The organism is Frateuria sp. (assembly GCF_035695185.1).
Lineage (GTDB): Bacteria > Pseudomonadota > Gammaproteobacteria > Xanthomonadales > Rhodanobacteraceae > Frateuria_A.
On the sequence record NZ_DASSES010000126.1, the window covers coordinates 1 to 22,480 of the forward strand.

At 71.7% G+C, this 22,480-nt stretch carries 13 protein-coding genes; 8 read left to right on the plus strand and 5 right to left on the minus strand.

Annotation, left to right across the window (positions count from 1 at the left end; translation table 11 throughout):
* A partial coding sequence (locus VFH59_RS10290; RefSeq protein WP_325164802.1) for a DUF4339 domain-containing protein occupies window positions 1–693 on the minus strand: 693 nt, incomplete at its 3' end.
* A 277-nt stretch (window positions 694–970) separates the two neighbouring features.
* Between VFH59_RS10290 and trpE the strand changes: the two genes are divergently transcribed.
* The 8 genes from trpE (at window position 971) to recD (ending at window position 18,147) form a co-directional block, all read left to right on the plus strand.
* Window positions 971–2,491: an anthranilate synthase component I gene (trpE, locus tag VFH59_RS10295; protein WP_414655875.1), complete on the plus strand. Its 1,521-nt coding sequence runs from the start codon at window positions 971–973 to the stop codon at window positions 2,489–2,491.
* A 186-nt stretch (window positions 2,492–2,677) separates the two neighbouring features.
* Window positions 2,678–4,198, plus strand: coding sequence for an efflux transporter outer membrane subunit (locus tag VFH59_RS10300; RefSeq protein WP_325164804.1), 1,521 nt, complete (start codon window positions 2,678–2,680; stop codon window positions 4,196–4,198).
* Complete coding sequence (locus tag VFH59_RS10305) at window positions 4,188–5,339, plus strand: efflux RND transporter periplasmic adaptor subunit (protein WP_325164805.1); 1,152 nt, start codon at window positions 4,188–4,190, stop codon at window positions 5,337–5,339. The genes VFH59_RS10300 and VFH59_RS10305 overlap by 11 nt, the downstream gene beginning before the upstream one ends.
* Before the next feature lie 41 nt (window positions 5,340–5,380).
* The gene (locus VFH59_RS10310; protein ID WP_325164806.1) at window positions 5,381–8,455 is read left to right on the plus strand and encodes a CusA/CzcA family heavy metal efflux RND transporter; all 3,075 of its coding nucleotides are present in this window, start codon (window positions 5,381–5,383) and stop codon (window positions 8,453–8,455) included.
* Window positions 8,456–8,497: 42 nt separating this feature from the next.
* Window positions 8,498–9,205, plus strand: coding sequence for a hypothetical protein (locus VFH59_RS10315; protein WP_325164807.1), 708 nt, complete (start codon window positions 8,498–8,500; stop codon window positions 9,203–9,205).
* Between the two features lie 47 nt (window positions 9,206–9,252).
* A complete protein-coding gene (gene recC, locus VFH59_RS10320; RefSeq protein WP_325164808.1) occupies window positions 9,253–12,693 on the plus strand; it encodes an exodeoxyribonuclease V subunit gamma in 3,441 nt (1,146 codons plus the stop codon).
* A complete protein-coding gene (locus VFH59_RS10325) occupies window positions 12,690–16,238 on the plus strand; it encodes a UvrD-helicase domain-containing protein (RefSeq protein WP_325164809.1) in 3,549 nt (1,182 codons plus the stop codon). Before recC ends, VFH59_RS10325 begins: the two co-directional genes overlap by 4 nt.
* 85 nt (window positions 16,239–16,323) lie before the next feature.
* Window positions 16,324–18,147, plus strand: a complete 1,824-nt coding sequence (gene recD, locus VFH59_RS10330) for an exodeoxyribonuclease V subunit alpha (RefSeq protein WP_325164810.1) — start codon at window positions 16,324–16,326, stop codon at window positions 18,145–18,147.
* Between the two features lie 100 nt (window positions 18,148–18,247).
* Here the strand turns inward: recD and VFH59_RS10335 are convergent, their stop codons facing one another.
* The 4 genes from VFH59_RS10335 to VFH59_RS10350 form a co-directional block, all read right to left on the minus strand.
* Window positions 18,248–19,294, minus strand: a complete 1,047-nt coding sequence (locus tag VFH59_RS10335) for a serine hydrolase domain-containing protein (RefSeq protein ID WP_414655876.1) — start codon at window positions 19,292–19,294, stop codon at window positions 18,248–18,250.
* Window positions 19,295–19,458: 164 nt separating this feature from the next.
* Entirely contained in the window at window positions 19,459–20,151 is a 693-nt protein-coding gene (locus tag VFH59_RS10340; RefSeq protein ID WP_325164814.1) for a M15 family metallopeptidase, read from the minus strand.
* Between the two features lie 77 nt (window positions 20,152–20,228).
* Window positions 20,229–21,788, minus strand: coding sequence for a serine hydrolase domain-containing protein (locus tag VFH59_RS10345; RefSeq protein WP_414655877.1), 1,560 nt, complete (start codon window positions 21,786–21,788; stop codon window positions 20,229–20,231).
* 34 nt (window positions 21,789–21,822) lie between these two features.
* Window positions 21,823–22,480, minus strand: a 658-nt coding sequence (locus tag VFH59_RS10350; protein ID WP_325164812.1) for a dipeptidase, incomplete at its 5' end; no start/stop codon positions are given.

Below are 22,480 nucleotides of genomic sequence, written 5' to 3' on the forward strand. Positions count from 1 at the left end.
GCTCTTCCGATCTATCTCCACCGGCACCTGGTAGCGCGACATGCGGCGGCGGATCGACTCGGCCATCGAGAAATAGCCGACCACGAACAGCACCGGGTAGGCCAGCACCAGCAGCAAACCCAGACCGACCAGGCCTGGACTGCGCGCTTCGCTGCCCGCCGACGCTGCGCCGCCAAGGATCAGCGCATAGCCGAAGATCCAGCAGCCCAACGCCAGGCCCAGCAGCATCGTGGCCTTGCTTTCGCGATCGATCTTGCGCACCCAGCTGGCCTGGATGAAGGGCCACACGATGCCGAAGATGCCCAGCGTGAGGACGGTGAACAGCAATACCAGGCCCCAGTGCAGCGCGGGCGGCGACGGCAACGAGTTGCGATCATCGTGCGCTTCCTCGTGTCCATGGCGCCGGGCGGCCCAGGCACCGGCCATGGCCGCGCCTGGATCATGGGCTGGCGTGGCCTGGGCGTACCAGGCGGGCGGGGGAGGGGCCATCGGCGGCGGTGCGACCGGTGGTGGCATTGCAGAGCCTGTATGCGTCCCCAGCAACGTCGCCAGCGGTACCCAGTCGGGCATGCCCTTGCGCCATGCAACGGCGTCGCTGCCGAACCGGCCTTCGGCCTGCCAGCGACGGACGTCGGCTTCGCTATAGGGGCCGTACTGCTTGCCGCCCTGGCCTATCCAGATACCTTCTTCCATAGGGTTCCCCTGTTGGTGATGCGTTGGTTTCTGCTGAAAACGGTCGCTGCTTCGATTGCCGTCAAACGGGCGGCCAAGTTGGGGCGCCGGCCAGGTGTTTCATGCGCGTGTGCGCCCGGCGCCGTGCCAGCAAGACCGGGCACCACCTCACGCTCCGGCCAACCGGCCGAAGCGCCGCACGTTCGCACGATCCACGCTTTCCCCTTCCCCTGGCCGCCAGAGTAAGCGGGCGGCTTTTCGCGCCGCAAGCTGGCCACAGCTCGGTGCCAACCTGACGATGGACTGCTATCTTGATGAGCCACCCTCGTCACCCGTGGCTCCCGTGATCTCCCGAACCCAATTCGACGCGCTGGCCGCGCAAGGCCATACGCGCATTCCGCTGGTGCGCGAGGTGTTCTCCGACCTCGACACGCCGCTGTCGGTGTACCTGAAGCTCGCCGACGGGCCGTACACCTTCCTGTTCGAATCGGTCGAGGGCGGCGCCACCTGGGGCCGGTATTCGATCATCGGCCTGCCGGCCCGGCGCGTGTACCGCCTGCGCGGGCACGAGCTGGAAGTGGAGGACGCCGGCGAGGTCATCGAACGGCGGCGCCTGGATGATCCGCTGGGGGAAATCGAGGCGCTGCGCACGCAGTACTCGGTGCCGCGCCTGCCGGAGCTGCCCGCCTTCACCGGGGGCCTGGTCGGCTATTTCGGCTTCGAGACGATCGGCTACATCGAGCCGCGCCTGGCGCAGTGGGACCGTCCCGACGAGCTGGGCACGCCTGACGTACTGCTGATGGTGGCCGAGGAAGTGGCCGTCTTCGACAACCTCAAGGGCCGCCTGTACCTGATCGTGCATGCCGACCCGTCACAGCCGCAGGCCTACGCGCAGGCACAGCGGCGGCTGGATGCACTGGTCTACCGGCTGCGCCAGGGCGGTGCGGCCTACCCGCAGCTGACCCAGTCGACCGCGCTGGACGAGAGCGACTTCAAGTCGTCCTTCACCCGTGCGGAATTCGAGGCGATGGTGGAGAAGGCCAAGGCATACATCCGCGCGGGCGACATCTTCCAGGTGGTGCCCTCGCAGCGGCTCAGCGTGGGCTTCAACGCCCGGCCGGTCGATGTCTACCGCGCGCTGCGGGCGTTGAACCCTTCGCCGTACATGTATTTCGTCGACCTGGGCGCCACGCAGATCGTGGGCTCCTCGCCGGAGATCCTGGCGCGGCTGAAGGACGGCAAGGTGGTGGTGCGCCCGATCGCCGGCACGCGCCGCCGCGGTGCCACCGCGGCCGAGGACCTCGCGCTCGAGGAGGAGCTGCTGGCCGATCCCAAGGAGCGCGCCGAGCACGTCATGCTGATCGACCTTGGCCGCAACGACGTCGGCCGCATCACCGAGACCGGCAGCGTGGCGGTGGGCGAGTCCTTCGTCGTCGAGCGCTACTCGCACGTCATGCACATCGTCTCGCAGGTGGAAGGACGCCTGCGCGAGGGGCTGTCCTACATGGACGTGCTGCGCGCCACCTTCCCGGCCGGCACGGTCAGCGGCGCGCCGAAGATCCGCGCGCTGGAAATCATCCAGGAGCTCGAGCCGGCCAAGCGCAACATCTACGCCGGTGCGATCGGCTGGATCGGCTGGTGGGGCGATGCCGACACCGCGATCGCCATCCGCACCGCGGTGATCCAGGACGGCCGCCTGCACGTGCAGGCCGGCGCCGGCATCGTCTACGACTCCGACCCGGCGGCCGAGTGGGAGGAAACCATGAACAAGGGCCGCGCGCTGTTCCGCGCGGTGGCGCAGGCGGCCAAGGGGCTCTGAGGCGTCTGCGGATCCGCGCCGCAGCGGTGGGCCGGCGACGCGGCCGGCCTGCCCGAGGATGGCGGGCACCCGCGGCGCCTGATTTGCGCAAGAACTTTCGCGCGTACCCGTGACTTCCGGCAGGGCAGGGAGGTGCTTGCAACGTTATATTGTTGCGCTCCTCTTTCCTGCCCGAAGATCCATTGCATGATCAGGTCGTCCGCCGCCGTGCTGGCCTCGCTGTTGTTGGCCGGATGCGCGGCAGGTCCGGACTTCCACCGCCCGGTCGCCCCGGCGGTCCACGATTACACCGCCGCACCGCTGACGACGACGGCCGCCACCCCGGGTTTCCCGGGCGGGGCGCCGCAACACTTCCGGCAGGGCGGTGACATCCCTGCCCGGTGGTGGCAGCTGTTCCACTCGCAGCCGCTCGATCGGCTGATCAGGCAGGCCCTGGCCGGCAATCCGGACCTCAAGGCCGCGCAGGCCGCACTCCTCGCGGCCCGGGAAAACGCGCTGGCCGGGCGCGGTGCGTACTACCCCGGCGTGGACGTGGGCGTCTCCGCCAACCGGCAGCAGGATCCACCGGGGGCGCTGGCACCGGTGCCCAGCTCCAACGCCTCGCTGTACAACCTGCTCGGCGCGCAGGTCAACGTGTCCTACATGCCCGACGTGTTCGGGCTGAACCGGCGCACGGTCGAGTCGCTCGACGCCCAGGCGCAGGCCGCCCGCTACGAGATGATCGCCACCGACATGGCGCTGGCCGCCAACGTGGCCGTGACCGCGATCCAGGTCGCCTCGCTGCGCGAACAGCTGAAGGCCACGCAGCAGTTGGCGGGCATCGACGCGCACGTGCTCTCGATCATGCGCTACCAGCTGGCCAAGGGATATGTCGGACGGCTCGACGTGGCCGCGCAGGAGGCCCAGCTGGCGCAGGTCAACGCGGCGCTGCCCGGGCTGCGCACGCAACTGGCGCAGCAGCAACACCGCCTGGCAGTACTCGCCGGGCGCTTCCCGAGCGAGGGCGCGGCTGCGACGTTCACGCTTGCCGACCTTGCGCTGCCGCGCGAGCTGCCGCTCAGCCTGCCCTCGGCGCTGGTCGCGCAGCGGCCGGACGTGCTGCAGGCGGAGGCCAACCTGCACGCGGCCAGTGCGCAGGTCGGCGTCGCCATCGCCAACCGGCTCCCCAACCTCACGTTGAGCGCCGACGCCGGCAGCACGGCGCTGACGATCGGCCGGGTCTTCACCGCCGGCACCGGCTTCTGGGGGCTGGGCGCCGCGCTCGCCGCGCCGATCTTCGAGGGCGGCTCGCTCCGGCACCAGGAGCGCGCTGCCAGGGCTGCCTACACGCAGGCGGCCGAGCAATACCGCAGCACCGTACTCGCCGCCTTCGAGGACGTGGCCGACACGCTGACCGCGCTGCAACAGGACGCGCAGGCGCTCCAGGCCGCTGCCGCGGCCGACCGCGCCGCCGGCGTCACGCTCGACCTGGCGCAGCGCCAGTGGAAGGACGGCTACGCCGGCTATCTCGCCGTGCTCAGCGCCGAGCAGGCCGCGCTGCAGGCCCGCATCGGCCTGGTCCAGGCGCAGGCCAGCCGCTACGCCGACACCGTGGCGCTGTTCCAGGCGCTCGGTGGCGGCTGGTGGCACCGCGCCGACCTGGCGCAGGACGACGACGCTCCCGCTGCTTCCTCCACGCTTCCGACCAAGGGTGACCATGAACACTGACGCCCGCGCGACCGCGCGTGCGCGGCTTGCCGCGATGACGCTGGCCGTCGCCGGCCTGCTCGGCGGATGCGGCTCGCATGCCGCCGCGCCGCCGGCGGCCGACCGGCCGCACAACCCCACGTTGACCGCCGCACAGCGCCAGCACATCACCCTCGACACGGTGGTGTTTGCACCTTTCCACAAGGCCATCGGAGCGACCGGCGTGGTCGATTTCGACAACGACCAGGCCACCCGGGTGCTGGCGCCGTTCTCCGGCCCGGTCGCGCAGCTGCTGGTCAGCGCCGGCCAGCACGTGGCCAAGGGCCAGCCGCTGGCGCGGGTCGACTCGCCCGACTTCGCCGCCGCCGTGGGCGCCTACGGCAAGGCCCTGGTCGCCGCCCGCAACGCCCGCCGGCTGGCCGAGGCGGACCGCGACCTGGGCGAACACGAAGGCTTGCCGCGGCGCGAACTGGAACAGGCCCAGACCGACGCCGCCAGCGCCGACGCCGACCGCGCTGCCGCGCTGCAGGCGCTGCTTGCGCTGGGCGCCGATGCGCCGACGATCAGGGAGATCGAAGCCGGCCGCACCGGTTCGCGCATCCCGGCGGTGATCCGCGCACCGGTCGCCGGCACCGTGGCGGAGAAACTGATCACGCCCGGTCAGCTGCTGCAGGCCGGCGACACCGCCTGCTTCACCGTGGCCGACCTTTCGCGCATGTGGGTGATCGCACAGGTCGCCCCGGCCGAGCTGGCGGGTGTCGCGGAGGGCGATGCCGCCAGCATCGACGCCGGCGGCATCGGCACCCTGCAGGGCCGGGTGGACAACATTGGCACCGTGGTCGACCCGGATACGCGCGCCGTGCCGGTGCGCGTGGTGGTGGACAACGCCGCCGGCCGGCTCAGGAAGCAGATGTACGTGCACGTGCGGATCCACTCGCGCCGGGCCGAGCGCGGCCTGCTCGTGCCGGTGTCCGCGATCCTGCGCGACGAGCAGAACCTGCCGTTCGTCTACGTCGCGCAGCCCGACGGCAGCTTCGCCCGCCACGGCGTGGCGCTGGGCTACCGCGCCGGCGACCGCTACCAGGTGTCCGAGGGCCTCCGTGCCGGCGACCGGGTGGTGGTCCAGGGTGGCCTGTTCGTCCAGTTCATGCAGAACCAATGAGCGAGCACCTGCCCCCGATGCCGCCGCGGTCGGCGTCGTTGATGAACCGCCTGATCGGTGCCTCGCTGGCACAACGTTTCCTGGTGGCGCTGCTGATGCTGGTGCTGGTCGGCGCCGGCATCCGCGCGCTCGAGCGCCTGCCGGTCGATGCCTACCCGGACCTGTCGCCGCCCAGCGTGGACATCGTCACGCAGTGGCCGGGGCACACCGCCGAGGAAGTCGAGCGGCTGATCACCGTGCCGGTGGAGCGCGGCATGACCGGCATCCCCCGGACCACCAGCACGCGTTCGGTCTCGCTGTACGGGCTGTCCGACGTCACCCTCAATTTCGCAGCCGGCAGCGACTACGCCCAGGACCGCCAGGAGGTGTTCAACCGGCTCGGCGACCTCGAGTTGCCCGAGGGCACGGCGCCGTCGGTGTCGCCGATGTCCTCGCCCTCAGGGTTGATCTACCGCTACGTGCTGGAAAGCTCCGACCGTACGCCGACCGAGCTCAAGACCTTCGAGGACTGGGTGGTCGAGCCGCAGTACCGCACCGTCCCCGGGGTGGCGGACGACTCCGGCTTCGGCGGCGGCACGCTGCAGTACCAGGTGCTGCTCGACCCGCTGAAGCTGGCCGGCCTGGGTCTCACGGCGACCCAGGTGCAGGCCGCGCTGTCCGCCAACAACGCCAACGCCGGCGGCGGCTTCTACGCCCAGGGCGGGCAGTTCTACTACGTGCGCGGCGAAGGCCGCCTGCGCTCGCTGGAGGACATCGGCAACGTGGTGCTGGCCGTGCACGACGGCAAGCCGGTGCTGGTCCGGGACGTCGGCCGCGTGGCCACCGGCATCGCGCCGCGGCTGGGCGAATTCGGCTACGAGAACCAGGACGACGCGGTCGAGGGCGTGATCTCCCTGCGCACCGGCGAGAAGACCCAGGATGTGTTGAAGCGGGTCGAGGCGAAGACGAAGGAGCTCAACGAGCGCATCCTGCCGCCGGACATCAAGGTCCACCCGTTCTACGACCGCAGCGACCTGGTCGCACTCACCGTCCAGGTGGTGCGCGAAAACCTCGTGCGCGGCATGTTGCTGGTCGTCGTGGTGCTGATCTTCTTTCTCTACGACGTGCGCGCCGGCCTGATCGTCGCCACCACCATCCCGCTGGCGCTGCTGTTCGCCTTCACCTGCCTGGATCTGCAGGGCGCCTCGGCCAACCTGCTGTCGATCGGCGCGATCGACTTCGGCATCCTGGTAGACGCGGCGGTGGTGATGGCGGAGAACATCTACCGCCAGATCGCCGACCGCGAGGGCGAGAGCTTCGACGTCATCGAAGTCATCCGCGACGCTGCCGCCGAGGTGGACCGGCCGCTGTTCTACGCGGTCGCCGTGATCGTGGTCAGCTTCCTGCCGATCTACGTGCTGTCGGGCCCCTCCGGCACGCTGTTCAAGCCGATGGCCGACACCATGGTGTTCGCGCTGGCCGGTTCGCTGATCGTCACGCTGACGCTGCTGCCGGTGCTCTGCTCGTGGCTCATGCGCAAGGGCGTGCGCGAGCGGCGCAACGCGATCTTCGAGGCGATCAAGCGGGCCTATGCCCGCGGGTTGGACCTGTGCCTGGCGCATGCGCGCGGCACCATCGTCGCCACGGCACTGCTGCTGGGCGCCTCGCTGCTGCTGATCCCGGCGATCGGCGCCGAGTTCATGCCGCACCTGGACGAGGGCGCGCTGTGGGTGCGGGCGACCATGCCCTACACCATTTCGTTCGACGAGTCGGCCAGGATCACGCCGCAGATCCGCGCGATCCTCCATTCGTTCCCGGAGGTCACCACGGTGGCCTCCGAACTGGGCCGCCCGGACGACGGCACCGACGCCACCGGCTTCTTCAACGTCGAGTTCTACGTGGCGCTCAAGCCGTACGACCAGTGGCACGGCGCCTACCATGACAAGGACGGCCTGATCGCCGCGATCAACCGGAAGCTCGCCGCCTTCCCCGGCATCATCTTCAACTACACGCAGCCGGCCGAGGATGCCGTGGACGAGGCCGAGACCGGCCTGAAGAGCGCGCTGGCGGTGAAGGTGTTCGGGCCGGACCTGGCCACGCTCGAAGCCAAGGGCAAGGCGATCAAGCACGTACTCGAACACGTACGCGGCATCCACGACGTCACGCTGGTGCAGGAGCTCGGCCAGCCGTCGCTGAGCATCGTCATCGACCGCGCCGCGATCGCGCGCTACGGCCTCAACGTGGACGACATCGACGGACTGATCCAGACCGCCATCGGCGGCGACGTCGCCACGCAGGTGATCCAGGGCGAAAAGCAGTTCGACCTGGTGGTGCGGCTGGACAAGCCTTACCGCGACGGCCCCGAGGCGATCGGCGACATCCTGGTCGCCACGCCGGGCGGCCAGCAGGTCCCGCTGCGGACACTGGCGCAGATCCGGGTGACCGATGGCGCCGCCTTCATCTACCGCGAGAACGACTCGCGCTACATCGGCGTGCAGTTCTCGGTGGCAGGGCGCGACCTGGCCGGCGCGGTGGAGGACGCCATCGCCCAGGTGAACAGGCAGGTCAGGCTGCCCCAGGGTTACCGCGCCGACTGGGGCGGCGAGTACTCCGAGTACACCGCCTCGCGCACGCAGCTCGCCGTGATCGTGCCGTTGACCCTGGCGCTGATCTTCCTGCTGCTGTTCACGCTGTACGGCAACTTCAAGTTCCCGCTGATCACCGTGGCCGGCGTGCTGCTGTCGGCGCCGGTCGGCGGCCTGCTGGCGCTGTGGCTGACCGGGACGCCGTTCTCGGTGTCCTCGGGCATCGGCTTCCTGGCGCTGTTCGGCGTCTCGGTGCAGACCGCGGTGGTGTACATCTCCTACGTCAACGAGTTGCGCCGCAACGGCACGCCGCTGGCCGAGGCGATCCGCGAGGGCGCGATCCTGCGCCTGCGTCCGATCATGATGACCGCGCTGGTCGCGGCGCTCGGCCTGCTGCCGGCGGCGATGGCCACCGGCGTCGGCACCGACACGCAGCGGCCGTTCGCGCTGGTGATCGTCAGCGGGCTGTTCACGCGGCTGCTGATCAGCGTGTTCCTGATGCCGGCGCTGTACGCCGTGGTGGCGCGGCCGGGTGACCGGCTGGAGGTGTAGCCACCGCTACACTTCCGGGCTGGTTGTCACACGGGAAGAGACATGCATCGCGACTCCATGCCAGGGCGAGCGACTTTCACGGTGCGGAGCGCGGGATGCCTGGCGGCACTGCTGCTCGGCATGCTGGTCCCGGCGGCCACCGTCGCTGCGGACTGGCCCGACACGCCACTGGCCCGCACCGAAGCGCTGGCCCTGCTGCAGACGCTCAACGCCGAGCTGCTGAGCCATCCGAGCGCCACGCTCACGCTGGAGCGCTGGTGCGGATCGCACCGGTTGGCCGCCAAGCCCACGGTGGTCGCCCTGCGCGACCGCAAGGCGGGCAAGCCGTTGCCAGACGACCTGCGTCGCGCGCTCGGCATCGACGCCGGCACGCCCGTGCGCTACCGCCGCGTGCAGCTCGCCTGCGGCAACCGCGTGCTGTCCGAAGCCGACAACTGGTACCTGCCCGGACGCCTCACCACGGCGATGAACCAGTCGCTCGACCAGACCGATACGCCCTTCGGCAAGGTGGTCGCGCCGCTGCACTTCCGGCGCCACACGCTGTCCGCCCGGCTGCTGTGGTCGCCACTACCGGACGGCTGGGCGATGGACGGCCTGCCGCCCGCCGGCAAGCAGCGGCTCGTCTTGCCGCACCAGCTCCTGCAACACCGTGCCCTGCTGGAGGATGAGCACGGCCACCCGTTCAGTGCACTGGTGGAAACCTACACCGACCAGGTGCTGGCGTTCCCGCCCCCAGCGGCCCGCGACTAGCCCGCGCGTCGCCGGATCTGCGACGCACCGCCGCTATCATGGCCGGCATGCCAGCCTTCTCCCCCGACGACCTGACCCGCGGACTCTCCGTGATCCGCGCCAGCCGGCTGGAGGCGCTGCTGGAGCCGCTGGTGGCGCTGCTCGACGCGGCGCCGCCGGCCAGCGTGCTGGCGCCGCAGACGGTGATCGCCGCGCACCCGGGCATGCGCCAGTGGCTCTCCGGCGCGCTGGCCCGCGCGCGCGGGCCGGGCGGCATCGTCGCCAACCTCGACATCCGCCTGCCCAGCGCCTGGCTGGATGACCTGGCCCGCGCGGTGCTCGGTGAATCGGCGGTCGCCCTCGCACCGTACCGTCGCGAGCGGCTGCGCTGGCGCATCCACGAACTGCTCGACGGCACCGACGACCCGCAACTGCGCGGCTACCTCGACGGTGGCGATCCGGCGCGCCGCCGCTACCAGCTCGCCGACCGCCTCGCGCGGCTGTACTCGCAGTACCTGGTCTACCGGCCCGACTGGCTCAGCGCCTGGCAGGCCGGCCGTGACGACGTGCCCGAGCGCAGCTTCCTCGCGCCGCTGTGGCGTGCCTTGCGCCGTGCCATCGACAAGCCGCACCGCGCCGAGGTGCTCGGCGGGCTCCTGCAGGCGCTGCAGCGCGAAGCGCCCGCCGGCCTGCCACGCGAACCGCTGCACGTGTTCGGCATCAGCCATCTGGCGCCGGCCGAGCTGGCCGTGCTCGCCGCGGTGGCCCGCCACCGGCTGGTAGTGCTCTACGTACCCGATCCGTGCCGCGAGTACTGGGCCGGCCTGCGCGGCGAGCGCGCGCAGCTGCGCGAGCTGGCCCGGCGCCTGGACGCGGGCGAACGCGAGGAGGGCTGGTTCCTCGAGCGCACGGGCCATCCGCTGCTCGCCGAGTGGGGCCGCCTGGGCCAGCACTTCATGCTGGCGCTCTCGGGCCAGGCGGAAATCCGCCTCGACGTGCGCCACTGGCGCGACGAGGACGCGGGGCTGCCGACCGCACGCACGCTGCTGCACCGCCTGCAGGAAAGCATCCGCCAACTGGATCCGGCCCTGCTCCGGCCGGGACAGGGCGATGCGCTGCACGACCGCTCGCTGCGCGTGCACCTGTGCCACACCCGCCTGCGCGAACTGGAAGTGCTGCGCGACGTTCTGCTGCACGAGCTGGCCCTGGACCCCACGCTGCATCCCTCCGACATGGTCGTCATGGCGCCGGACATCGGCGCCTACGTGCCGTTGCTGCCGGCGGTGTTCGGGGCGCCCGGCCGGGCGCAGGGGCCGCTGCCCTATCACCTGGCCGACGTGGCCGTGGCGCGCGTACACCCGCTGCTCGCCGCGTTCGATCGCCTGCTCGACACGCCACAATCGCGCCTGACCGCGCCGCAGGTACTCGACTTCCTGAAGACGCCGGCGATCGCCGCCGCCCTCGGCCTCGGCGAGACCGCGGTGGACCTGCTCGGCCAGTGGCTGGGCGAGGCACGCGTGGCCTGGGGCCTGGATGGCGACTGGCGCGAGGCCTTCGGCGTGCCCGGCATCGCGGAGTACACCTTTGCCTGGGGCATGGACCGGCTCGTTGCCGGCTACGTGATGGGTGAGGACGCGGTCGCGACGCTGCCCGATGGGGAGCTGTCCCCGGTCGCCGGCGCCCACGGTCCGCAGGCCGCCGCGCTCGGCGCACTCGACCGGCTGCTGCAGGAACTGGCCGCCCTGCACCGTGACGCGTCGCAGGTGCGCACCGCCGCGGCCTGGGCCACGCGGCTGGAGGGCCTGCTCGATGCCCTGTTCCGCGTCGATGCGGGCGATCACGCCGGGCGCGAGGCTCTCGGCCTGCTGCGCCGGATGATCCGCGCGACGGTCGCCGAGACGCAGGACAGCGGTCTCGATCCGGCGCTGGACTTCACCGTCGTGCGCGAAGTGCTGCGCGAGCGCCTGGCGGCCACGCCCGAGCGCCAGCGCTTCCTGCTCGGCGGCATCACCTTCTGCGGGATGGTGCCCCAGCGCGCGATCCCGTTCCGCGTGATCGCCGTGCTGGGCCTGAACGATGGCGAATTCCCCCGCAGCGCCAGCGACGCCGGGCTGGACCTGATGCTGCGCCATCCGCGCCTGGGCGACCGCGATGGGCGCAGCGACGACCGCTACCTGTTCCTCGAGACGGTGATGGCCGCCCGCGACGTGCTGCATCTGTCCTGGCTCGGCGAGGGCGTGCGCGACGGCAAACCGCGCAATCCGGCTGCGCCGCTGGGCGAGCTGCTCGCCCTGCTCGACGCGCAGGCGGACCTGGTGGACCTGCCTGCCGATGCGGACGACAAGGCGCGCGCCGAGGATCCGGCCGCACCGGTGCGCCGCCCCTGGCGCGTGCGCCATCCGCTGCAGCCGTTCGACGCGCGCTATTTCGACGGCAGCGACCAGCGGCTGTTTTCCTACCAGGCCGCGTTCGCCGAGATGGTGCCCGGCGGCCGCCGCGCGGGCTTTCTCGCCGAGGCCGGCACGCTCGAGGGCCTGCCGCTGGAGACGCCGGTACCGCTGCGCGAACTGCTGGCCTGGTACCGCGATCCGGCCAGGCAACTGCTGCGCAGCCGTCTGGACGTCCGTCTCGATGCGCTGGACGAGGACCGCCTGCGCGAAAGCGAGCCGCTCGAGGCGAAGTTCGAGGCGCTCGACCGGGTCGGTCGGCGCCTGCTGCTCGATGCGCTGGAGGCGGGGCTGGTGCTGCCGGAGCAGCCGCCGGCCTGGCTGCGCCTGACCGGCGTGCTGCCGCCGGGCCGCAGTGGCATGGCCGCGTGGGCCAGCGAACGCGAGCGCGCGCTGGCGCTGCTCCAGGTCGCCCGCGAGCACCCGGTGCTCGCCACCGGCCTGCCGCCGCGCGTACCGGTCGCCCTGGAAATGACGGTCGGCGATGCGCGGATCGAGGGCGAGCTCGCGCACGTGCACGAGCACGCCGGCACGCGCTGGGTGTTCGAGCTGTTCGTCGGCAAGCAGGAGGCGGATCTCGGCTTCCGCGAACGGCTGCCGCTGTTCATCGAATGGGCGCTGCTGCGCCTGCTCACGCCGGCCACGACGCCGGTGCGGCTGTGCCTGCTCGCCGAGGGTGAACATCCGTGGCAGGAGCGCATCAACGCGTGGGACGGGGCGCTGCTTGCCGCTTCGCCCGACCGACAGGTGGCCATGCGCGCCGAGCTGGAGGCGCGCCTTGGCGTGCTGCTCGAGCTCTGGCGTGACGCCCAACGCCAGCCGGCCCGCTACTTTCCACGTACCAGCTGGGCCGTGGCGCAGTGCCTGAGTGGCGGCAGGCCGCCGAGCCTGGCCGCCTGGCTCGGCAACGAGCGCACCCAGGGCGAGTGCGACTACGCGCCCGGCTATGCGCGGCTGCTGGCCGGCGACGTGCGCTTCGAGCCGGGCCAGCCCGAATACGACGCGCTGGTCGAAACCGCCGCGCGGCTGGCGCGGCTGATCGACCTGGAAACGGCCGCATGAGTGCACCGCTGCGTGTGCACGACTGGAGCGACCTGCCGCTGGCGCATGCGCCGGGGCAGGGCGGGCGCTGCCTGATCGAGGCCAGCGCCGGCACCGGCAAGACCTGGACCATCGCGGTGCTGTACCTGCGGCTGCTGCTGGAACAATCGCTGAGCCCGCGCCAGATCGTGGTGACGACCTTCACCGACGCGGCGGCGCAGGAATTGCGCGAGCGCCTGCGTGCGAAGCTGCGGGCCGCCGAACGGCTGGGGCAGGCGCCGGGTGCGCCAGCCACCGGGCCCGACGAGGCGTGGTTGCAGGCGCGCTGGGCCGAGGATCCCTCCTGCCTGGCGGCCGACATGCTGCGCCTGCGCCTGGCGCAGGCCGAGCTGGACCTCGCGCCGGTCGGCACGCTGCACGGGCTGTGCCGGCGCATCCTCACCGACTTTCCGTTCGAATGCGGCAGCGCGTTCCGGCTGGGCGAGCTGGTCCCTGGCCGTGCGCTCGACGACGAGCTGATCGAGGACCTGTGGCGGCGGCTGGTGCAGTCCGCCGGGGAACTGGCGGCCGGCGACCTGGCGTGGTGGCAGCAGGGCCTGGACGGGCTGCGCCGGGCCTTGCGCGCGGTGATGAAACCCGGCGTGCGCGTGCGGGTGGAGCCCGAGGAAGACGCCGCCGCGCTGATGCAGCCTTCGCATGCGCGGGCGATCCGCGAGTGGGTCGGTGACGGGTCGCAGTTCAAGCGCAGCAACAGTGCCTTGCTGACCGCACTGCGCAAGCTGGCCGATTACCTCGAGGCGAACGATCGCTCGATCCCGTTCCCCGACCTGTCGGAGGCCCTCGACAGGCCGCTGGAGTCGCAGCTCAAGGCCGAATTCGTGGAAGACGCGCGCGCGAGCGGGATCGTGCCCTTCGCCCAGCACCTGTCGCGGGTGCTCGCCGACCCCGGCCTGCCGGCCCGCAGCGTGGCCCTCGCGGGCTATCGCGACGCCCTGCTGGCGCGCCGCGAGGAGCGCCTGCGCGAGCGCGGCCAGCTCACCTTCGATGCGCTGATCACGCAGGTCCACCAGGCGCTGGCCGCGCGCGGCGGCGTGCTGGCCGACCGCCTGTTCCGCGAATGGCCGGTCGCGCTGGTGGACGAGTTCCAGGATACCGACCAGCAGCAGTACGCCATCCTCGACCGCATCTACCGCGACGACGAGGGCGCCACGCGCGGGCGGCTGGTGATGATCGGCGATCCCAAGCAGGCGATCTACCGCTTCCGCGGCGGCGACATCCACGCCTACCTGGCGGCCCGCCGGGGCATCGACGCGGAACTTCGCCTGGATCGCAACTTCCGCTCCTCCCAGGCGCTGGTGCAGGGCTTCAACGAGCTTTACGCACTGGCCGGGCCCGCGCTCTCGCAGCAGGCCGGCGACGCCATCGCCTACGAGCCGGTCAGTGCCGGGCGCGCCGCGAGGCCACTGTCCTGCCGGGGCGCGCCGGTCGAGCGGCCGCTCGCGCTGCACCTGTGCGCCGAGGTGCCGCCCAACAAGGATGCCCGCATCGCCTTCGCGCTGGACGCCTGCGCCAACCACGTCGCCGCATTGCTCGCGGGCGACTGGCAGATCGGCGACCAGCCGCTGCGCCCCGGCGACATCGCCGTCCTGCTGCCCACCAACGAGCACGTCGCCGGCCTGCGCGACCGCCTGCGCGAGCGCCAGGTGCCGTGTGTCGGCGCCAGCCGCAGCAGCGTGTTCGCCACGCCGCTGGCGCGCGAGCTGCAGATCGTGCTCTATGCGATCGACCAGCCGGGCGACGAAGGCGCGCTGCGCGCGGCATTGGCCACCCGCCTGCTCGGCGTCGGCCTGGCCGAGCTGGCCGCACTGCGCGACTCGCCCGACGACTGGCTGCGGCACGAGCAGCGTTTCGCCCAATGGCACCGGCAATGGCGCCAGGACGGCGTGCTGGCGGTGGTGCAGTCGCTGCTTCACCAGGCTGCGCCAGCGTTGTTGGCCACGCCCGAAGGCGAACGGGCGCTGACCGACCTGCGCCATCTGGGCGAACTGCTGCAGCAGGCCGAAGAAGACATCCCCGGCAGCGAGCAGTTGCTCGCCTGGCTGGCCGAGCAACGCGGCAGCGAGGGCGCAGCCAGCGACGACGCGGCCGAGGAGCAGCAGCTGCGCATCGAGTCCGACGCCCGCCGGGTGCGCCTGATGACCCTGCACGCCAGCAAGGGCCTGGAATTCCCGGTGGTCCTGCTGCCGCTGATGTGGGCGCAGGAGGGCCGCGAGGAAAAGCTGCCGCTGCGCCATGACCCGGCGACCGGCGGGCGCGAGCTGGTGCTCGGTGGTCCGGCCCATGCGGACGCCTGTGCCGAGGTCGCGCAGGAGGACCAGGACGAACGCTTCCGTGTGCTCTACGTCGCGCTGACCCGTGCCGAGCTGGCCTGCCACGTCTACGTGCTCGACCCGCGGCGGGCGACCAACGGCAGCGTCAAGCGGCCGCCGGCCGATCCTTCGCGCTCGGCACTCGACGCCACCGTCGAGCGGCTGCTCGCGGCAGGCGTGGCGAACGCGCAGCACCTGGCGTGGTTGCCTGACGACTGGTCGTGGCCCTACCCGGTCGCGCCGGATGCTCCGGCGGCGACCGGCCGATTGCGCGAGGCGCTCGTAACGCCGGCGCCACGCCCGATGCAGCAACTGCACAGCTTCTCGACGCTGGCCCGGATCGAACGTGCCGTGCTGGAGGACGAGGCCGCCAGCGACGAAGCCGCGCCCAGCGCCGCGCCCGAGCCCGACGACCTCGCTGCCGACATGCTGCCCGCGCCCGCCGCGGATGATCCGGCGCTGCTTGCCCTGGCCGGCTGGCGCGGCGCCGAGTTCGGCAATGCGATGCACGCGGTGTTCGAACACCGCGAGGTCGGCGTGCCGGTCACCCGCCAGCACGCGCTGGTCGCCCGCTGCCTGCACGAGGCGGGCGTGCGCCACGGCGACGAACCGGCCGAGCTGCTGGTGCGCCGGCTGGCGGCGCGGGTGCAGGCCACGCTCGACGCACCACTCGCGCCGGGCCTGGTGCTCGGTGCGCTGCCGCGCTCCGCGTTGCGAGCGGAAATGGCATTCCACTACGTAGTCGACGCGGTCTCCCTGGATGCGCTGCGCGAGGCGTGCGCGCGGCATGGCGAACCCACGCTGGTGCCGCGGACGTCGCCCGGCATCCTGCGCGGCCTGATGACCGGCAAGATCGACCTGGTGTTCGAACACGCCGGCCGCTTCCACGTGCTCGACTACAAGAGCAACTGGCTGGGCGAGCGCCTGGACGCCTATGCACCCGAGCGCCTGCCGGCGGCGATGGATGCACACCATTACCGGTTCCAGGCACTGCTCTACACGGTGGCGCTGGATCGCCTGCTGCGCCAGCGCCTGTCCCGCTACCGCCGGGACACTCACCTGGGCGAGGCGATCTATCTGTTCGTGCGCGCGGTCGGACTGGGGCCAGGGGCTGGCATCTGGACCCAGCGCTTCGACGACGCGCTGCTGGACGCGGTCGATCGCGTGCTCGGCGCCTGCGTGGGAGAGCCCGCATGACCCGCTCGAGTCTGGTCGGAAAGCTCGCCGCAGCAGCGCCCTCTCCCCGGAGGGGGAGGGAGCGCGTGGCGCGGCGGAGGTTTGAATGAGCCAGTTCGATTTCCAGCCGCGAACGGACGAGCCGGCCGAGGCGCCCTGGCGTCCGCTGGACCGCACGCTGTGGCGCTGGGTGCGCGCGCACGGCGGCTCGCCACGCCTGGCGACGCTGGCCGCCTGGACCTCGTTCGCCGACGGCGCCGGCGACACCGCCCTGCCGCTGCTCGGTGAGGACGCCGGCCGCCACGGCCTGGAACCGCTCGAACGCGATGCGCTCGACGCGCTGCGCGGCGAGCCGCTGGTCGGCGATGGTGCCGGCGCGACCCCGTTCGTGCTCGACGACGCCGGCCGCCTGTACCTGCGCCGCAACTATGCCGACGAGCTGGCCGTGGCCGCGCTGGTTCACCAGCGCCTGCGCGGAGGCCCGTCCGGCACACCGGCAGATGCCGCGCTGGACGTGCTCTTCCACGGCGAGCGTGGCGAGGCGGTGCGGCGCCAGCGCGAGGCCGTCGAGGGCGTCGTGGGTCGACGACTGTTCGTGCTCACCGGCGGCCCGGGCACCGGCAAGACCACCACCGTGCTGCGCATGCTGCTGATGCTCCAGCAGCAGGCCACGCAGGCATTGCGTATCGCCGTGGCGGCACCCACCGGGAAGGCGGCGCAGCGCCTGCTGCAATCGCTGCGCGCGGGCAAGCAGGGCCTGCTCGAGCATCCCCGCACACCGCTGCCGGCCGCATGGCTGCCGCTGCTCGAGCGCATCCCGGACACCGAGGCGCTGACCTTGCACCGCCTGCTCGGCTACAGCCCCCACGGCAATCGCTTCACCCGCGACCGCGGGCATCCGCTGGCGGCGGACGTGGTGGTGGTCGACGAGGCCTCGATGGTCGACCTGGGCCTGCTTCGTGCGCTGCTGGAGGCGGTGCGGCCGGAGGCCACGCTGATCCTGGTCGGGGATGCCGATCAGCTCACCTCGGTCGCGGCCGGTTCCGTGCTGATGGACCTGGTCGGGGTACTCGAGGCGGAGCGGTCGCCGGCGCTGGTGCGGCTGGAGCACAGCTTCCGCGCGGAGCGGCCGCTGGTTGCGCTGAACCGGGCGGTGCGCGCAGGCGACGTGGCGGCGCTGGAATCCAGCTTCGGTGCGCAGGTGCTGGCGCAGCCGGTCGCCGGCGGTGCCTCGCTGCGCCACGCGCTCGAGGCGTGGGCCGACGCGCTGGCGGCGCTGCCGATCCGCCCGGGCGTGCCTGCCGCGGACGAGGGCCCGGCCGCGCCCGCGCAGGCCCCCGCGGTGCTGGGCGCGCTGCACGCGCTCGGTGGGCGCCAGTTGCTGTGCGCGCTGCGCGAGGGCGAGTTCGGCGCGCTGGCGGCCAACGCGCTTATCGAGCAACGCCTCAAGCGGCGCTGGAACGTGGCGGCCGACCGCGTGTGGTACCCCGGCCGGGCGGTGCTGATCACCCGCAACGACTACGCCAGCCGGTTGTTCAACGGCGACGTCGGCCTGTGCCTGGCCGACGCGGACGGCCGCCTGCGGGTGTGGTTCGAGAGCACGGGCGGTGACGGCGCGGCCGGCGCGCGCAGCTTCAGCCCGGGGGCCTTGCCGGCACACGAGGGCGCCTTCGCGATCACCATCCACAAGTCACAGGGCTCCGAATACGCCCGCGTGGCGGTGCTGCTGCCGCCGGATCCCACGCACCGGATCCTGTCCCGCCAGTTGCTCTACACCGGCGTGTCGCGCGCGCGCCGGGTGGTCGAGCTGTGGGCCGGGGAGGCGACGCTGCACGCGGCGCTGGCGCGGCCGATCCGCCGCGCCGGCGGGCTCGCCGACCGGCTGGCGGGCGTGACGCCCGGGACACCGCAGCAGCTGTCGCTGTTGTAGGAACGCCTGCAGGAGATGGAGGGGAGGGCCGGTCGCGTCCCGCGGCGCCTGTGCGCGACCCGGACACCCGGTCGCGCACAGGTGCGCTCCTGCAGGGGCGTCAGCTCCCGAGGAACGGCTGCGCGATCTTCAGCACCGTCCGATACGGCTCGGGGTCGTTGCGGTTGCTGAGCAGGATCACGGTGAGGTGCTGCTTCGGCCAGCGCACGATCACGTTGCGGAAGCCGATGCTCTCGCCCGAGTGCCACAGCGTGTCGCCGGTGATGCGCCAGCCGTAGCCGTAGCTCGCTACGTAGGGCTCGCCGGTGACTTTCACGTGCGGGCTGAAGGCGGCCTTGCGCGAGGCATCGCCGAGCAGGCGGTCGTCGTAGAGCGCCGCATCCCACTTGGCGAGGTCGTCGATGCTGGAATAGATGCCGCCGTCGCCGCGGGTGGCGGAGGTCAGGCTCTGGTCGGTGCGCAGCCAGCGGCCCTTGGTCCAGCTGTAGCCGTAGGCGCGGTCGGGCACCGTCTTGTCGTCGTGCACGTAGAGCAGCGTGTGGTCCATGTGCAGCGGCGCAAAGATGCGCTGCCTGAGGAACTCCTGCAGCGTCTTGCCGGAGGCCTTTTCGACCACCAGCCCGAGCAGTACGTAGCCGGTGTTGCTGTAGCGGTAGGCGCTGCCCGGCGCGAAGTAGCTGCGCGGCGTGGCCGAGAGCATGCGCAGCACGTCCTGGTCGTTGAGCTGGGCGGTCTGCCCGGGCGGGATCAGGTCCTCGTAGTCGATCAGCCCGCCGGTATGGCTGAGCAACTGCCGCAAGGTGACTTTGTCGGTGGTGGCCGGCAGCGAGGGCAGCCAGTGGCGGATCGAATCGTCGAGCCTGAGCTTGCCGTCCTCGGCCAGCAGCAGGATCGCCGCTGCGGTGAACTGCTTGCTCACCGAGGCGAGGCGGAAATCGGTGTCGGGCGTGACCTTCACGTGCTGCTCGAGGTTGGCCAGACCGTAGCCGGTGCGCAGCAGCGGCTTGCCGTCCTTGAGCACGAGCAGCGCGGCACCGGGGACGTCGCCCTGGTACTTCTGCATCAGGCGGTCGGCGTTCTGCACCGCGTCGGTGGCGTGGGCGGCGCCGGCGACCATCAGCGAAGCGAGGAATAGGGCAAGGCGCATCGTCCTTCTCCGTGCGTGGAACCCGAAGCCCCTCTCCGGCCGGGAGAGGGGCTGGGGTGAGGGTACGGCCAGCGCGCGGTTCACGCTCCGCCCGAACCTCCACCCGCCTGTCGGCACCCTCTCCCGGCGGGAGAGGGATTCGACCGTTTGCCGTGAGGCAAGTGTCACTTCACCGGCACGTCGTAGATCGTGTTTGGCGTGGGCTCGTCGGCCCAGGTGTAGTGCCACCATTCCAGCGGATAGTTCCTGAAGCCCTCGCGCTCCATGGCCGTGCGCAGGCGCAGCCGGTTGGCGTGCTGAGCGGGCGTGACGTCCGGCGCTTCGGTGTGCGCGCGCACGTCGAAGAAGTCGAAGTGCGTGCCCATGTCCAGCTCCCGGCAATGGCTGCCCTGGGCGTTGCACTGCTCCATCGTGAGGTCGGCGGTGCCGCCGCGGCTGTGGCCGGAGATCGGGGCGATGTAGTCACCCAGCAGCACGCGCTTGTCCAGGCGTGGGTAGTGCTCGGCCCTGGTGTGCGTGTCCGACAGGTCATGCGCCCAGCGCACGAAGTGCGCCACCGCGCGCGCGGGGCGGTAGCAGTCCCACAGCTTGAGCCGCTGGTGCTGCTTGCGCAGGTCGTGCTCGACGCGGGCCAGCGCTTCGGCGACCGGGCGTTTCAGCAGGCACTTCGGCGCGAGGTAGCCGTCCACCGGCGCGCCGACGAAGTTGTCGTGGCCGGCGTACTTGATGTCCTCGGCGATGTCCGGTACCAGCGTGCGGATGTCGACCAGGCCGGCCGTGGCGGCGGTCTTCGCGGGCGACAGCGTGACCGGCTGATCGGCACGGGCCGTCAGGCTCACGAGCAGCGGACACGCCATGGCGAGCAGCCCGGCGGCGAGCTTTCCGGCGCGTGCGGGGGACGCCGTCGCCCGCGGGCGACGGATCGGGTGGTGGCTCATGGGCAGTCTCCGGTGCGTTCGAAGTGCAGGTCTTCGTAGTCCGAGCTGAAATCGCCCTTCGGGTCGAGCTTGGCCATGGTGAGCGTGGGTGGCGAGCCGGCGTGCGGGTCGAGCCAGGCATCCAGGTCGACGGCCGGGTCGTCCCAGTGGACCAGGTAGCGCTTGCCCAGTTGCCTGACGGTACCGTGCATGCGCGGCGACCGGCGCGCGGCCCATTGCACGGTGCCGTCGCGCGGGCAAAGCATGATCTCGCCGAACCATGGGTCGCGGTAGCGGCCACTCCAGGCGAAGGTGCGCGCGGCCACCGTGGTGGCGCCGGAAGCATCCGGCGCCCGCGCGGCCGCGGGGTGCTGTGCGGCCTCGTCGTCGAGCGCATCGGCGTACCAGGCCACGCCGCGGCCGTCGCCGGGCGCGGTGAAGTGCTTGGTCAGCACCTCGCCCAGCACGGTGCGCGCGTCCTCTGCCTCGCCGTTGATCATGAACACGAAGCCGCTGCGGCGATCCGGCAGCAGCGCCAGCATCGAGTACATGCCGCCCAGCGTGCCGGTGTGCCAGACCATCCATTGCCCGTCGACGTCGGCCATGCGCCAGCCATAGCCGTAGGCCATCACGTGGGAGTGATCCCAGGCGCGGCGCTGGTCGGAGATCGGGATCAGCATGTGCGGCGATTGCAGCACCCGGCGCTGGGTGGCGGAGAGCCAGTCCAGCTGCGCCGGCGTGGGCGCGAGCCAGTTCCTGGCCCAGCCCAGCATGTCGGTGAGATCGCAGCGGATGCCGCCGGCCGGGTCGGAGGTGATCGCGGGAATGGTCGGGCCGTCCTGGCGCATGGCGAGGTTGCGGCCATCCTTATGGTAGTGCGGCTGGGCGACGTTGCCGACGGCGTCGCGGCTCCAGGTGCCGACCTGGCAACGTGAAAGGCCCAGCGGCGCGAACACCTCGCGATGCATCAGCGTCTCGTAGGGCGCACCGCCGGCGGCCGCGGCCACTTCGCCGGCGACCACGTAGAGCAGGTTGTCGTACTGGTACTGCGAGCGGAAGCTGTAGCCGGGCTGGATGTAGCGCAGCGCGTGGATGATGTCCTGGCGGGTGAAGGCGTTGGGCTCGGGCCACAGCATCAGGTCGCCGCCGCCTTCGGGCAGCCCGCTGGAATGGGTGAGCAGGTCGGCCACGCGCATGTTCTTGGTGACCCACGGGTCGGCCATGCGGAAGTCCGGCAGGTATTTCGTGACCGGGTCGTCCCAGGCGAGCTTGCCCTGATCGACCAGCCGGCCGAGCAGCGCGGTGGTCATCGCCTTGGAGTTGGAGGCGATCTTGAACAGTGTTTCGGGCGTGATCGGCTGGCCCGAGCCGGCCACGGTCTCGCCGCGGGTGGCGGTGTAGACGACCTGGCCGTTCTCGATCACGCCGACGGCGATGCCGGGGAGGTGGTAGCGCGCGACGACGGCATCGACGATGGGGTCGTAGGTTGTGTCCGCCGGCCGCGCCTCGGCGCCGAACGCGGCGAGCAGGAGCGGAAGGCACAGTGCGGCGGCCCGAAAGCGCTTCCTGCCGATCATCGGGCGCCGGTCATGGTAAGCGGACGGCTCCCGCTCAATGCCGCGCATCGCGCTCCACCTCGCGCCACAGGCGCAGCAGGTTGCCGCCCCAGATCCTGGCGATGTCGGCGTCGCTGAAGCCGGCGCGGCGCAGCGCGGCGGTGACGTTGCGCGTCTCGCTGGCGTCCTTCCAGCCGGTGATGCCGCCGCCGCCGTCGAAGTCCGAGGCGATCCCGACGTGGTCGATGCCGGCGACGTCGGCGATGTGGCGGATCTGCCTGACGTAGTCCTCGACCGTGGGCAGCGGGAACTGCTGCTGGATCTTCGCCATGCCCGCGGCCATCGCCGGCAGGTAGTCGTGCTTGTCGCTGTCGTATTCCTTGTCGCCCGCCGCGTGCGCGACTTCGGCCTGCAGCTTCTTCTCGGCGCCCTCGCGGCCCGGGTCCTTCTTGAGGAACTCCTTGTAGGCCACCGCCTGGATCACGCCGCCCTTGGCCGCGATGGCGCGCAGCAGGTCGTCGGGCAAATTGCGCGGGTGGTCGAGCACGGCGCGCGCACCGGAGTGCGAGGCCAGCAGCGGCGCCTTGGACACCGCCAGCGCATCGCGCACGCAGGCGTCGGAGGCGTGCGAGATGTCGACCATCATGCCCAGCGCGTTGGCGCGCGCGACCACCCGGCGGCCGAAGGCGGTCATGCCGTGGTCGCCCTTGCTG